The sequence below is a fragment of the Flintibacter sp. P01028 genome (genome assembly GCF_041925235.1).
Classification (GTDB): Bacteria; Bacillota; Clostridia; order Oscillospirales; family Oscillospiraceae; genus Lawsonibacter; species Lawsonibacter aceti.
Genome location: NZ_JBHEVC010000005.1, coordinates 61,729 through 73,937, shown reverse-complemented (window position 1 = coordinate 73,937; position 12,209 = coordinate 61,729). Strand labels below are relative to the sequence as shown.

The following is a 12,209-nucleotide window of genomic DNA, read 5'->3' as shown; positions in this document are numbered from 1 at the left end:
GGAGGACAGAACAGAATGAAACGGAGCAAAAAAGACACTCTGATTTCTATTGTCATCCTGCTTGTGTTTTTCATCCAGCTGAAGCGTGGGTTCAATCCCCCTGAGCTGGAGACTGGTATGATTCCGGGTGGACTTTTTCTCAGCACTGAGGAGGGGGTTGTCGTTTCGGCCATTCTGTCCGCCTTGCTGGTGTGGGGCATCCTTGAGCTCTTGTTCTGGGTATATACCAAGATCAGGAAAAAATAACTTGGTCAGCTGCTTTGTTTTACCATGCGGACATCCTACCTTGAAAGAAGGCGATTTTATGTCCCTTACTTTGCCCTGGATTATAAAGGAGGTACTCCATGAGAGAAAAAATTTTGGCCCACCCTATCCGCTGGCTTATCGGTCTGTGTGCGTGTCTGGTGTTTTTCGGTTGCTTCGGCTTCCCTATCTACAATTTCACCACAGGGCGGCGGTTTGGCAGCTGGTATTTGCTGCTAGCGCTCTGCTTCTTTTACTATGAAATCGGACAGATCCTGGGTGTGCTGCATAGCCGGGGCAAGGTGCGGAGATCAGCCGCCCTGGCCCTCGGTATGACGTTGCTGGGGCTGGCCTGCCGGTTCTTGATGGAGTTTGGCGAGGTGTCCAATACCGAAGACTTTACGCTCCCCAATGTGGCGCTCCACCTCTTTGTTGTCGTGGCGCTTACCACCCTGGGGTCCCTGTCCCCTGTCGTGGACAACCAGCGGCCGCCCCTGAGAAATGGCTGAGTTTCCCCGGCGCCCCCGTACATCAACTTTTGAAGAAGGCGATCTCATGTCCCTCGTTTTGATTCATCCATACCCTGACCGGCCGGAGGCGGACACCCGCCTGTCCGGCATTCTCGCCCACGCCCTGGCGGGCCGGGCGGGGAGAACCATCCGCACCGCGGAGGAGCTGGAGAGGCTAGAGGGCCAGAGGCTCCTCTTCGCCCTGCCTCTGGGGGCGGAGGGAGTGAACCTGGAGTATGTCAGGATGCTGGCCCGGATGCGCCGGGAGCCGGAGTTGCTGGCGGGCTGTACTGCCGGGCTGATCGTGGACGGGACCTCTCACCTGTACACCAAGTCCGCCGCCGCCGAGCTGACACTGGCCGCCAACCTGGCGGGCTGTTCCTTTGTGGGCCGCCCCCTGGTGGAGGGGACGGGAGACCTGTCCAACTTCAAGGTCCAGGCCAATAATCTGGGGACGGACCTGGCGGGAGCCTACCGGGCTGCCGCCCAAGAGCTGACAGAACGGCTGGAGCAGCCCGCTGATCTGACCCAGGACAGCCCGGAGCTGCTGGTGCTCCACGCCTCCAGCCACCATACCTCCAACACCATGGCCCTGTGGGAGCAGACCAAAAAGCGGCTGGGGGACCGGTTTATTTATACGGAAATCGGTTTGCGCAATGGCACCCTGTCCGACTGCTCCGGCTGCCCCTACACCATGTGCCTCCACTTCGGAGAAAAGGGGGGGTGCTTCTACGGCGGGCTGATGCAGCAGGAGGTCTATCCCGCTGTCCGCCGGTGCCAGGGGGTGGTTATGCTGTGCCCCAATTACAACGACGCTCTGTCCGCCAACCTCACCGCCTTTGTGAACCGGCTTACCGCCCTGTTCCGCCAGACCCGCTTTTATGACAAGGCCCTGTTCGCCATCGTGGTTTCTGGCTATTCCGGCGGGGATATTCTGGCCCGCCAGCTCATTGCCGCCATGAACATGAACAAGTCCTTTTTCCTGCCGGGGAAGTTTGTCATGCTGGAGCGGGCCAACGACCCAGGGGAGGCCCTGGCCGCTCCAGGCGTGGGGGAGAGGCTGGACCGCTTTGCCGGCAATATCAAGCGGACCCTGCTGAAATGAAGTGCCGGAGCCGCCCCTTTTGGGGCGGCTCCGGCGTTTTGTTACAGAGCTCGGAACACCTGGCGGTAACAGAAGCTGGGATTTCCATTCAACGGGGCCCGCCATTTTCATTCTGACTGGGAAGGCGCTGATATACCTTCATCTCCCGGTGAAGCCGCCGGGCCAGCTTAGGGCCGTAGCTGCCGGGAAGGGCGCGCCACTGCCAGTTACCGCCCAGGGTGGAGGGAATATTCATTCGGGCCTCGGAGCCCAGGCCCAGCAGGTCCTGCATCTGGACCATGGCCAGACCGGCGGGGGAGGCCCAGGCCGCCCGCATCATCCCCCAGTGGTATCCCTCCCCGCGGCTCAGGCGCAGATACTCCTTGGCAAAGGCGGCCTCTTTCCGGGGGGCGGAGGCCATCCAGCCGCGGATGGTGTCATTGTCGTGGGTGCCGGTGTAGACCACGCAGTTGGTGGGGTAGCAGTGGGGCAGATAGGCGCTGCCCAGCTCCCGGCTGCCAAAGGCGAACTCCAATACCTTCATTCCAGGATAGCCGGTCTCTTCCAGCAGGCGGTGGACCTCCGGAGTGAGAAAGCCAAGGTCCTCAGCGACGATGTTCTGTTTCCCCAGGGCGCTGTTCACCGCCTGGAAAAAATCCAGGCCGGGGCCGGGCCGCCAGCGGCCGTTGCGGGCGGTGGTGTCCCCGTAAGGGATGGCGTAATAGGACTCGAAACCCCGGAAGTGGTCGATGCGCAGCGCGTCATAGAGGCATAACTGATAGCCTACGCGGTGCAGCCACCACTGGTAGCCGTCCCGCTTCATCCGTTCCCAGTCAAACAGGGGGTTGCCCCAGAGCTGGCCGTCCTCAGAAAAGGCGTCCGGGGGACACCCGGCCACTTCGGTGGGGCAGCCCCGGTCATCCAACTGAAACTGCTCCGGACTGGCCCACACGTCGGCGCTGTCCAGGGCGGTGTAGATGGGCAGATCCCCCAGGATGGAGACGCCCTTCTCGTTGGCATAGGACTTCAGCTTTTTCCACTGCTGGCAGAACAAATACTGAACACCCTTCCAGAAGTTCACCTCGCCAGCTAGCTGAGTTCGGGCCGCCTCCAGGGCGGCGGGCTCCCGCAGCCGGATCGGCTGGGGCCACTCCTGCCAGGAGCGGCCGTCAAACCGCTCTTTCAGGGCCATAAACAGGGCGTAGTCCTCCAGCCAGTCAGCCTCGCCCAAACAAAAGGAATGGAAGCGGGCATCCCCCCGCTCCAGCAGCCGGGCGCAGGCCTTCCGCAGAACGGGATAGCGCGTTTTGTATAGCAGCCCATAGTCCACACGGACCGGGTCCTCCCCCCAGTTCAGACGCTGATATTCCTGCCGCTCCAGCAGTCCCTCCGCCGCCAGATCATCCAGATCGATGAAATAGGGATTACCGGCCCAGGAGGAGAAGGACTGGTAGGGGGAGTCGCCATAGCTGGTAGGGCCCAAGGGCAGGATCTGCCAGAAGGACTGTCCGGCAGCGGCCAAAAAGTCGATGAACTCCCTGGCCGCTGCCCCCAGGGCGCCGATGCCCCAAGGGGAGGGGAGGGAGGAGATGGGCAGCAGCACCCCGGCTTTTCTCACGTTGGAGTCCGCCTTTCTGTCTGTGTTTTCCACCCCGAATCAGAGGGGGCGGTATCTTATTTTACCCCCTGGGGGGACGGTCCGCAACCGTTTTATCAGGGAAAACCGGAGGAATAGCCTTCTCAGAGCTGTTTTAGGGTCCGGCCCAGTTTTCCATTGTCATTTTTCGGTTTATCCGCTATAATATATTTAACAACAAAAGAAAATTTGTTGGATACCTGACGGTTTGGTATCATATCTTTAGGATCAGGAGGCGCACTATGAGTAATTACGTCATTTCCATCAGCCGCGAATTTGGCAGTGGAGGCAGACTGATTGGCAAGCGCCTGGCTGCCCAGCTGGGCATCCCATGCTATGACCGGACCATCATCCAAAAGACAGCGGAGAAGAGCGGCCTGTCCCCGGACTTTATTGCCCGTGCGGAGGAGCGGGCCCGCAGCCGCTTCCATTTGTCCATTACCCCCATCGGGATCGGGACCCCCGCCTTTGCCCACCAAGGTGTGCCCGTCAGCCACCAGGCCTTTTTCGCCCAGGCCGACGTGATCCGGGAGCTGGCCGACGAAGGCCCGTGTGTTATTGTGGGGCGGTGCAGCGACTATGTGCTGGGGGATCGGCCAGAATGTCTGAAGGTCTTTGTCCACGCCGATCTGCCCAGCCGGGTGACCCGGTGTGTGGAGGAGTACCACATCCCGTCAGACGACATGGAACGGCGCATCATCCAGATGGACCGGGGGCGCGCTAACTACTACAATTATTACACCGGCCACACCTGGGGCGATATGCGCCGCTATGACCTGACCCTTAATTCCAGCACTTCTGGTATTGCCGGAGCGGTGGAGCTGATCTGCGCGCTGGTCCGGTCCAGAGCGGCGGTAGACGCCCAGCAGAGCTGACCGGGCCCCATCAGAGAGGAGCTTTTATGGACCATCTCCCTTCCATCCAGATTTCTGGTCAGGCCGGACGTATGGATAACTACTGTCGGGCGGCCTGTGAAACAGGGGCGAGGCCTGTCCCCGGCTGTTGCCCATCTCCTGACCTGTCCTGCGCTGGGCTCATCCTGTGCGGAGGCGGGGATATGGACCCTGCCCTCTTTGGGCAGGAAAACCGGGGCTCCCAGCCCCCGGACCGGCAGAGAGACCAAGCGGAGCTGGAGCTGTTCTGGGCCTTTTTTCAGGCGGGCAAGCCAATCCTGGCGATCTGCCGGGGGATGCAGGTGGTCAATGTGGCGCTGGGGGGCACCCTGCTCCAAGACCTGCCGGGAGAAATCAGACCTTTCCATGGCGGCGGGGAGGAGGACCGGGTCCACCCTGTGCGCAGCCGGGAGGGCACTCTGCTCCACCGGCTGTACGGCCCCATATTCCCGGTGAACAGTGCCCACCACCAGGCGGTGGACCGACTGGGTGAGGGACTGGAGACCATCGCTTGGGCGGAGAGCGGCTTTCCGGAGGCTTTGATTCACACACAGCGGCCGGTGCTGGGGGTCCAGTTCCATCCGGAGCGGATGTCCTTTGACCAAAGACGGGGGGATGCGGTGGATGGAGCGCCGATCTTCCAATATTTTATGGACCTGTGCCGGGGCTAGGCCCGGCCGTATACTGACAGAGAACGGCGGAGCTGTTCCGCCTGAGGAGGATATTATATCACCATGCGCAGCTTTTTCCCGAAGCGCCGCCTGTCCAGGATGTTGGCGGCTGGACTTTTGGTATTTTTGCTCCCGGCGGTGGTCTTTGCCATACCGCCAGAGGAGCCTGGGGATCCCTCGCCCCTGGTGCTGGACAACGGCGACCCGGCGGCAGCCTATCGGGATGTGTCCGCTCTGCTGGCCCGGAGAGGGCTGGAGCGGGATCAAATCGCCCAGGTTTGGAGCCGCCTGGACCGAGAGCTCTATCACCGGCTGATGGAGGGAGCGCTGTCCCAGCGGGAATTGGAATTGCTGGTCCTGCCCTACTGCCATGTGGAAAATATGGGCCGCTATCTGGACTACGGGGAGCGGCACCCGGAGCTGACCACAGAACAGGTGGCGACCGAGGTGAATATCGGCCTGGACCGCCCATTCTATCAGGGAATCCAGATGGTGGAGGACCCGGACAGCCAGACCGTCCTGGTCAATAAGTACCACCAACTCAGCCCGGACTATAAACCTGATCTGGTCCGGATGGGGACAGCCTATACTTATGGGACAGCTTATCTCCAGCGGGAGGCCTGGGAGCAGTTCAAGGCCATGGCGGACCAGGCCCGGACGGAGGGGATTCGGCTGTGGAACGTATCCTCCTACCGCTCCTATGGGACACAGGAGCGGGTATATGACCGATATGTGTCCCAGGATGGTCAGAGCCTGGCGGACACCTATTCCGCCCGTCCAGGCTCCTCGGAGCATCAGACCGGACTGGCACTGGACATCAATACCGCCAGTGTCCAGGCCCACTTTGAGAACACGCCCACCTACGCCTGGCTGGTAGAGCACTGTGCGGAGTACGGATTTATCCTCCGCTATCCAGAGGGGAAGGAGCGGATCACCGGCTACCGGTTTGAGCCCTGGCATTACCGCTATGTGGGCAAGGACATTGCCAAGCTCTGTATGGAGCGGGACTTGACCTATGAGGAATATGTGGCCCGCCTCCCTGTCCAGGGCACAAATGGCGTGCCGGCTTTGTACATACAGGGACGGGAGCTGGAGCTGGGCTCCGGCGCTCTGATGCTGGAGGGCAGAGTTTACCTCTCTGCCGGCCGTCTGGCCCAGGCGCTGGGGTGGCGGGTCGGAACCACATTCGGCGGGGAGGAAGTCGTCCTGTACGGCGGGGAGCACTGGTATACGCTGACGACCGGCCAGAACAGTCAGCGGGACGGCCAAAGGGTAGAACTGTCCGCCCCGGCGCTGATGCTGGAGGGGGAGCTGTACCTGGCCCTGGATGACTTGAATTTCCTGTTGGAGCTGGATCTCGGCTTGGAACAGACCTATGTTTCCGATACCACTCCTGCCATGTGACAAATAAGACCGCTCCGGCGCCTGAAAAGGCGCTGGAGCGGTCTTTCTGTTTTAGTTAGATGCTTCGGGCTACGATGACCCGGATGCGGCCTCCCAAGGATTCAGACTTGTCATACCAGCCACTTAGCTCAAAGCGGCCGCCCTGGACTCTGGCCAGGGTGGACAAATAGTACGCCCCGTCCTGGTACTCGTAGACCATCAGATTGTCGGAGAGGGTATATCCCTTGGAACCGGACAGGAACTGGCCCCCGCTGGCCTCGCCCTTGCCGGCGAGTGTCAGGGAGTAGAGCCCGTCAGGATGGGCAGGGTCGCCCTTAATGCGGATCGGCCCCCGCTCCACAGGGTAGCGGGTCGTGCTCTGGGGAAGGGAGATCTGCTGTCCTCCTACATCCAGCTCGTAGCTGTAATAGGAGGAAAATTCCCCGGCAGACGTACTCTCCATGCGGGTGAGGATGCCGTACCGGTAAGCGTCGCCGGTCACATCGTTGAGTACCAGTGTCTCGATTTCACCGGAGCCGTTTAGGGAGTGGTACTTGACCATGCTGTCGGTCAGTTCCAGTCCGGCCAGACGGCTGGGATAGATCCGCGCGCCCTGCCCATCGCTGACATCCAGAATCTCTGCACCCTCCGCAAAGGGGTGGCTGCCCAGCTTGGTGCCGGCGGCGTTCACCTTGCCGGTGAGAGAGGCGCTGGTCAGGCCCTTCAGGGTCACCTTCCCCTGGTCATCCACCGCGGCTCGGACCAGGGCTCCCTCTTTGACAGAGCTGGTGGTCTGATAGCGGTAGGTCTGGCCATCCGTGGACAACAGCGTCACGGTTTTGGCCTGATAGGTGCCGCCCTTGCCATCGGGGTAAGAGGAATTGGACACTGAGGTGACCACGCCCACCTGCTGGCTCTCATCGGCGGATAGGGCCCCTATCACAGCGGCCACACCCCCCTCGCGTCCCAACAGCAGGGTCACTGTGTCGCCCAGGGCATATTCTCCCAGTGTGGAAAGGGAATAGGCGGCAGAGGAGGTTTCAATGGTGCAGGTCCTTCCAGATACCGTGACAGAGGTAGGGTTAGAGGCGCTGGGCTCCAGGGCCTGGATCGTGCCTGTTACCTTGTCGGAGTAAGCCCACAGGGTGCGCATGGCCCGGTTCCAATAGACCACGTCGTAGTTCTGAATGGCAGACAGCGTGGACACGCCGCCGTTGCGGTAAACCTTGGCCTGGGCCGGGTCAAAGGAGAGGGAGGACTGCCAGTTCCCCTGTGCGACCACCGGGCCCTCCATCTGTCCGCTGATCAAGGCCACCAGGTCGATTTCACCAGCGGCGTTGAGGGAATAGCCGAGACTCTCCAGGTAGGGACGCCCCTCCTTGGTGTTGGCGGTCATCAGGTTATAGAACAGGTACATGGCATCCTGCCGGGTCAGAAGGGTAGAGGGCCCGGCAGCGGTCACACCCTGGTCCAGCTTTAGACTGTGATACATGGCAAGCTGTCCGGTGGGGTAGGCGCCTGAGAAATCACTGGGGCCATAACCCAGAAGCTGCAGGGCAATGGTCACGCCCTCGGCCAGACTGATCTCCCGGTTGGGGCGGAAAGTACCGTCTGTGTAGCCGGATACCAGTCCAGCGGCCACTCCCGCCTCCACATAGCCGGAGGCCCAGTGGCTCCGTGGGACATCGGGGTAGGGGGAGGTGGCGGCCTGACCAATTTGCTCCCCGCCGGGCGTGGCTTTGACAGCCATGGTGATAAACTCCGCACGGGTGACCCGGCTGGACAAATTCATGTTGCCATTGGTGTCCCCCACCATGATGCCTAGGGCGTTGACCACCTGGATGGCCTCCTCCTTCTGGGGCTGGCTTGCCGCGCGAGCGGGGAGAGCCAAGCCCAGCACCAGACAGGCGGTCAACAGGGCGGATGTGAATTTTTTTCTCATTTTAATGGCTCCTTTTTTCATCAGAGGTCAGAAGATTGAGCGTCCAACAGGGCCCTAAGGAAAAAACGACCGTTAGAAAGGGACCGCCGCGCTTCTTCTGTCTCTAATTTATCAGTCATATCGCAGCGCGTCAATAGGATTCAGCTTGGCCGCCTTGTTGGCGGGCAGATAGCCGAACAGGACACCGATGCCCACAGACACCCCGAAGCTGATGGCAATAGCGCCCAGAGTAGGAGTGGCGTTAAAGACGGCGCCGCCCATCTGGGCGGACAGCATCCCACCGAACAATGCCCCCAGTCCCATCGCCAGCAGACAGCCCAGGCCGATGCCCAGCAGCCCGCCAATGGCGGAGGTGGTCCCGGCCTCGATGACGAACTGGCGGCGGATGTCCCGCCGTTTGGCGCCCAGAGATTTCCGAATGCCGATTTCACGGGTGCGCTCGGTGACGGATACCAGCATGATGTTCATGATGCCGATGCCCCCTACTAACAGGGAGATGGCGGCGATGGCCACCAGTACCCCCATGGCCACCCCCATCATCAGGTTGATCATTTCGGCCTGCTCCGCCATGGTCTGGGTGTAGAAGGCGTCATAATCCCCGTCAAAATACTCCAGCAGCATACTGTCGATGACCATTCGCGCGGCGGCCGCTGTTTCGCCGGAAGTGCTGGTGAACATATACAAGGTCACGTTCCGGGTGCCCAGCATCTCCAGGGCGTTCTCATAGGGGATGTACACCTGGTCGTCAGGGCCGCCCTCCTCCATGTTCTCCCGGATTTGCTCCAGCACGCCGATGACAGTGTAAGCCTGACCGTTGATGGTCAGAGTCTGGCCCAGGGCGTCGCCCCCAAAGGCGTTTTCCGCCAGATAGCTTCCAATGACACACACCTGGCTTCGCCGCTCCACGTCCAGCCAGGAGAGGAACCGTCCCTGGCCCAGCTTCTCCCCGCCGTCGATGGTGCCCTTGGTACTGTTGTTGAACATGACCTCGCTGACTCCGTAGAGAGAGGTCTTGTCAAATTTTTCGTCCCCCTTGCGGACGGTGGCCTGGGCGTTCACATAGGGGGAAACACCGGAGAGCACGTCCGGGTTTTCCTCCACCAGATCATACATATCCTGGGGGTCCAGGGTAGAGGTGGACCCATCCCCTCGTCCCCAGACATAGGTCATCATCATGTTGACCCCCAGCTTATCCACCTGCTGCTGCACCATGCCGGTCAGGCCGTTGCCCAGGGCCAGGATAATGATGACGGCGGCCACGCCGATGATGATGCCCAGCATGGTGAGCAGGGAGCGCATCTTGCTGGTGGCCAGGGCCTTGATGGCCAGGCGGAAGGACTGTCCATAGTTCATACCGCCTCCACCTCCTCGTCCGCCGCGTCGGGCTGGACCACAGCCCGTGGATCGTGGGCGTCCCCGTCATAGATGACCTTGCCGTCCTGAAGGCGGATGATGCGGTCCGCCTTGACGGCGATGGAGTTGTCGTGGGTGATGAGGACCACCGTGTCCCCCTCCCGATTGAGCTTTTTCAAAAAGCCCAGTACCTCCCGGCCTGTTTTGGAGTCCAGGGCTCCAGTGGGCTCGTCAGCCAGGATGACCGAGGGGTCCCCGGCCAGGGCACGGGCGATGGACACCCGCTGCTGCTGGCCGCCGGAGAGCTGGCTGGGCAGATTCTTTTTCTTGTCCGCCAGTCCCACCCGCTCCAGAGAGCGGATGGCCCGCTCCCGACGCTGGTCGGCGGGCACGCCGGCGTAGAGCAGGGGAAGCTCCACATTTTCCAGCACAGACAGCTTGGGGATCAGGTTGTACTGCTGGAAGATAAAACCCAGCATCTTGTTGCGAATGTCCGCCTGCTGGTCGTCCTCCATGGTGGACACATCCACACCCCCCAGATGGTAGGTGCCGGAGGTGGGCACGTCCAGGCAGCCGATAATGTTCATAGCTGTGGACTTGCCTGAACCGGAGGAGCCTACAATGGCCACGAACTCCCCCTGGTCGATGGTGATGTTCACCCCATCCAGGGCATGGACTGTCTCCTCCCCCATCGGATAGATCTTATATATGTCCTTCAGTTCGATGAGATGTTCCAAGCCGGTCAGCCTCCCATCGCAACGGCGCCCATGGAGCTGGTGGCCTGGTCAGGAACCAGCACCACCTCGTCCTGAGACAGTCCGGAAGTGATTTCGATGTACTCCTCGTTGCTCCGTCCCAGCTCCACAGGGCGGCGCTCCGCCTTGGAAAGATCGGCTATGGTGAGGCCATCCTCAGAAAGTGTGCCCGGTCCGGCTACCAGCACAGTGCCGTCGCTGTTGACGGCGGACACCGGGACACAGAGGACGCCCGTGGTCCGCTCGACAACGATATCGGCGGACACGTTCATGCCTGGATTCAGGTCGCCGAACTCCCGCAGCAGAATGGTGACGGGATAGGTGGTAAAGCCGTTGGTGGTGGTGCCGTTGATGGACACCCGGTCCACTACGCCTTGAAAGACCTGTCCGGGCAGCGCCTCGGCGGTGATGTCTACCTCCTGACCCTCCTGGACCTGGTTCAGGTCCAACTCACTGATGTTCATGGTCAGCTTCAGACTGCTCATGTCATAGAGAATGGCCAGGGAGCCGGCGTCCATGCCGTCTACCTTGTCACCCACCTTATAGTTCTTCTCAATGATCGTGCCGGAGATAGGGGCGGTGATGGTGTAGCTCTCCAGGGCGTCCTGGGCCCTTTGGAGGGCCAGCTGGGCATTTTCCACGGAGATGGCGCTGTTTTCCAGGGCGCTCTGGGCCCCATCGCCCCCCAGGGTGACCAGGGCGGTACCGGCGGACACCCTGCTGCCAGCGGTGACGTGGACGGCAGTCACCTCGCCGGAGGTCTGGGCCACCACGGTCTGGCGCGTATTTTCCTCAAAGGAGCCGCTTCCGGCACAGGCGATGTCCCCCACAGTGGCGGTGGCCGAATTGGCGGAGGTTAGAGCGCCTGGGTTATCCACCCGTATCTTCACCTGCCGGACCAGAGCGCCGCCATTTCCCACCAGCTCGGCGGAGGAGATGGACTCCACTGTGCCGGACAGCACCTCCATGGTGCCGGCGATGGTCACCTGGGCCCCCTGACCGGGGGACAGGCTGGCGGCATCCGCCGACTGGAAGGGGAGGGTCAAGGTCATGGTGGAGTTGTCCGCCACGTCGGCAATAGGGGTGCCGGGAGAGACCAAGTCCCCCTTTTGGACGTGGACCTGTTGGACCACCCCGGCGGCGGAGGCGCTTGGGCTCATGCCGGAGAGCAGCTCATCATAGTTGAGCTGGGCCTGACGCAGGGATAACTGGGCCTGCTGAAGACCGATTTCCGCGTCCCCGGCATCCAGTTGATAGAGCAGATCTCCCTTCTCAATCCAGTCGCCCACCTCGAAGGGGGCGGCAAGCACCTCGCCGCTGACCAGGGCGCCCACCTGATAGGACTCGATGGGCGTCACCGCCCCGGAGCCGTCCACCGCCACCGTCAGATCCTGGAGAGAGGCGGGAACAGGAATGTACTGCCCGGCGGCGCTGACGCCGCCCCCTCCACCCGACGGGCGGAGGAAAAACCACCATATGGCTAGAAGGACCACAAGGAGGATGGCCCCCCGCTTGATCCACTTCTTCTTTTTCCGGGGGACTGGAAAAAGAGGTCCCTTCTTCCCCGGCTCCTGTGGGAGCTGTATCTCCTCCTGTGTGCTGACCTGTGTCGCGTCCATAAAAAAACTCCTTATCTTCATGGCCCGAGGGCCGGTTTCGCCGGGGTGTCCCTGTGTGCTTCCATTGTACGGGACAAAGTTTATATCCATTGAAAGAATAGATGAAAATTTCATTAAAATT

General features: G+C 61.2%; 11 protein-coding genes. 6 read left to right on the top strand and 5 right to left on the bottom strand.

What is annotated here, in order from left to right:
* The first annotated feature begins 15 nt into the window (after positions 1 to 15).
* The 3 genes from ACEVJK_RS09650 to ACEVJK_RS09640 all read left to right on the top strand — a co-directional run bounded on the left by ACEVJK_RS09650 (position 16) and on the right by ACEVJK_RS09640 (position 1,857).
* Positions 16 to 246 carry a hypothetical protein gene (locus ACEVJK_RS09650; RefSeq protein WP_186852348.1) on the top strand — a complete coding sequence of 77 codons (231 nt, stop codon included), beginning with the start codon at positions 16 to 18 and terminating at the stop codon, positions 244 to 246.
* Between the two features lie 98 nt (positions 247 to 344).
* A complete protein-coding gene (locus ACEVJK_RS09645; RefSeq protein ID WP_374740445.1) occupies positions 345 to 752 on the top strand; it encodes a hypothetical protein in 408 nt (135 codons plus the stop codon).
* Between the two features lie 46 nt (positions 753 to 798).
* A complete protein-coding gene (locus ACEVJK_RS09640; RefSeq protein WP_374740444.1) occupies positions 799 to 1,857 on the top strand; it encodes a flavodoxin family protein in 1,059 nt (352 codons plus the stop codon).
* A gap of 88 nt (positions 1,858 to 1,945) precedes the next feature.
* On the opposite strand, the gene malQ is transcribed toward ACEVJK_RS09640, so the two are convergent.
* Positions 1,946 to 3,454 carry a 4-alpha-glucanotransferase gene (gene malQ, locus ACEVJK_RS09635; protein ID WP_374740443.1) on the bottom strand — a complete coding sequence of 503 codons (1,509 nt, stop codon included), beginning with the start codon at positions 3,452 to 3,454 and terminating at the stop codon, positions 1,946 to 1,948.
* A gap of 260 nt (positions 3,455 to 3,714) precedes the next feature.
* Here malQ and ACEVJK_RS09630 point away from each other — a divergent pair, with 260 nt between their 5' ends.
* The 3 genes from ACEVJK_RS09630 to ACEVJK_RS09620 all read left to right on the top strand — a co-directional run bounded on the left by ACEVJK_RS09630 (position 3,715) and on the right by ACEVJK_RS09620 (position 6,440).
* On the top strand, positions 3,715 to 4,347 hold the full coding sequence (locus tag ACEVJK_RS09630) for an AAA family ATPase (RefSeq protein WP_240288680.1): 633 nt from the start codon (positions 3,715 to 3,717) through the stop codon (positions 4,345 to 4,347).
* A 26-nt stretch (positions 4,348 to 4,373) separates the two neighbouring features.
* A complete protein-coding gene (locus ACEVJK_RS09625) occupies positions 4,374 to 5,036 on the top strand; it encodes a gamma-glutamyl-gamma-aminobutyrate hydrolase family protein (RefSeq protein WP_240288678.1) in 663 nt (220 codons plus the stop codon).
* Positions 5,037 to 5,099: 63 nt separating this feature from the next.
* Positions 5,100 to 6,440, top strand: a complete 1,341-nt coding sequence (locus ACEVJK_RS09620; protein ID WP_262669014.1) for a D-alanyl-D-alanine carboxypeptidase family protein — start codon at positions 5,100 to 5,102, stop codon at positions 6,438 to 6,440.
* Positions 6,441 to 6,495: 55 nt separating this feature from the next.
* On the opposite strand, the gene ACEVJK_RS09615 is transcribed toward ACEVJK_RS09620, so the two are convergent.
* The 4 genes from ACEVJK_RS09615 to ACEVJK_RS09600 form a co-directional block, all read right to left on the bottom strand.
* Positions 6,496 to 8,361 carry an S-layer homology domain-containing protein gene (locus ACEVJK_RS09615; RefSeq protein ID WP_374740442.1) on the bottom strand — a complete coding sequence of 622 codons (1,866 nt, stop codon included), beginning with the start codon at positions 8,359 to 8,361 and terminating at the stop codon, positions 6,496 to 6,498.
* A gap of 111 nt (positions 8,362 to 8,472) precedes the next feature.
* Positions 8,473 to 9,714 carry an ABC transporter permease gene (locus ACEVJK_RS09610; RefSeq protein ID WP_147572774.1) on the bottom strand — a complete coding sequence of 414 codons (1,242 nt, stop codon included), beginning with the start codon at positions 9,712 to 9,714 and terminating at the stop codon, positions 8,473 to 8,475.
* Positions 9,711 to 10,451 carry an ABC transporter ATP-binding protein gene (locus tag ACEVJK_RS09605; protein WP_147572772.1) on the bottom strand — a complete coding sequence of 247 codons (741 nt, stop codon included), beginning with the start codon at positions 10,449 to 10,451 and terminating at the stop codon, positions 9,711 to 9,713. Before ACEVJK_RS09605 ends, ACEVJK_RS09610 begins: the two co-directional genes overlap by 4 nt.
* Positions 10,452 to 10,456: 5 nt before the next feature.
* Complete coding sequence (locus tag ACEVJK_RS09600) at positions 10,457 to 12,088, bottom strand: efflux RND transporter periplasmic adaptor subunit (protein ID WP_374740441.1); 1,632 nt, start codon at positions 12,086 to 12,088, stop codon at positions 10,457 to 10,459.
* Between the last annotated feature and the right edge of the window lie 121 nt (positions 12,089 to 12,209).

What these genes read in the sequence shown, in the direction of transcription:
- ACEVJK_RS09650 (WP_186852348.1), top strand. Translation starts at nt 16, where the DNA reads ATGAAACGGAGCAAAAAAGACACTCTGATTTCTATTGTCATCCTGCTT.
- ACEVJK_RS09645 (WP_374740445.1), top strand. Translation starts at nt 345, where the DNA reads ATGAGAGAAAAAATTTTGGCCCACCCTATCCGCTGGCTTATCGGTCTG.
- ACEVJK_RS09640 (WP_374740444.1), top strand. Translation starts at nt 799, where the DNA reads ATGTCCCTCGTTTTGATTCATCCATACCCTGACCGGCCGGAGGCGGAC.
- ACEVJK_RS09630 (WP_240288680.1), top strand. Translation starts at nt 3,715, where the DNA reads ATGAGTAATTACGTCATTTCCATCAGCCGCGAATTTGGCAGTGGAGGC.
- ACEVJK_RS09625 (WP_240288678.1), top strand. Translation starts at nt 4,374, where the DNA reads ATGGACCATCTCCCTTCCATCCAGATTTCTGGTCAGGCCGGACGTATG.
- ACEVJK_RS09620 (WP_262669014.1), top strand. Translation starts at nt 5,100, where the DNA reads ATGCGCAGCTTTTTCCCGAAGCGCCGCCTGTCCAGGATGTTGGCGGCT.
- ACEVJK_RS09615 (WP_374740442.1), bottom strand. Translation starts at nt 8,361, where the DNA reads ATGAGAAAAAAATTCACATCCGCCCTGTTGACCGCCTGTCTGGTGCTG.
- ACEVJK_RS09610 (WP_147572774.1), bottom strand. Translation starts at nt 9,714, where the DNA reads ATGAACTATGGACAGTCCTTCCGCCTGGCCATCAAGGCCCTGGCCACC.
- ACEVJK_RS09600 (WP_374740441.1), bottom strand. Translation starts at nt 12,088, where the DNA reads ATGGACGCGACACAGGTCAGCACACAGGAGGAGATACAGCTCCCACAG.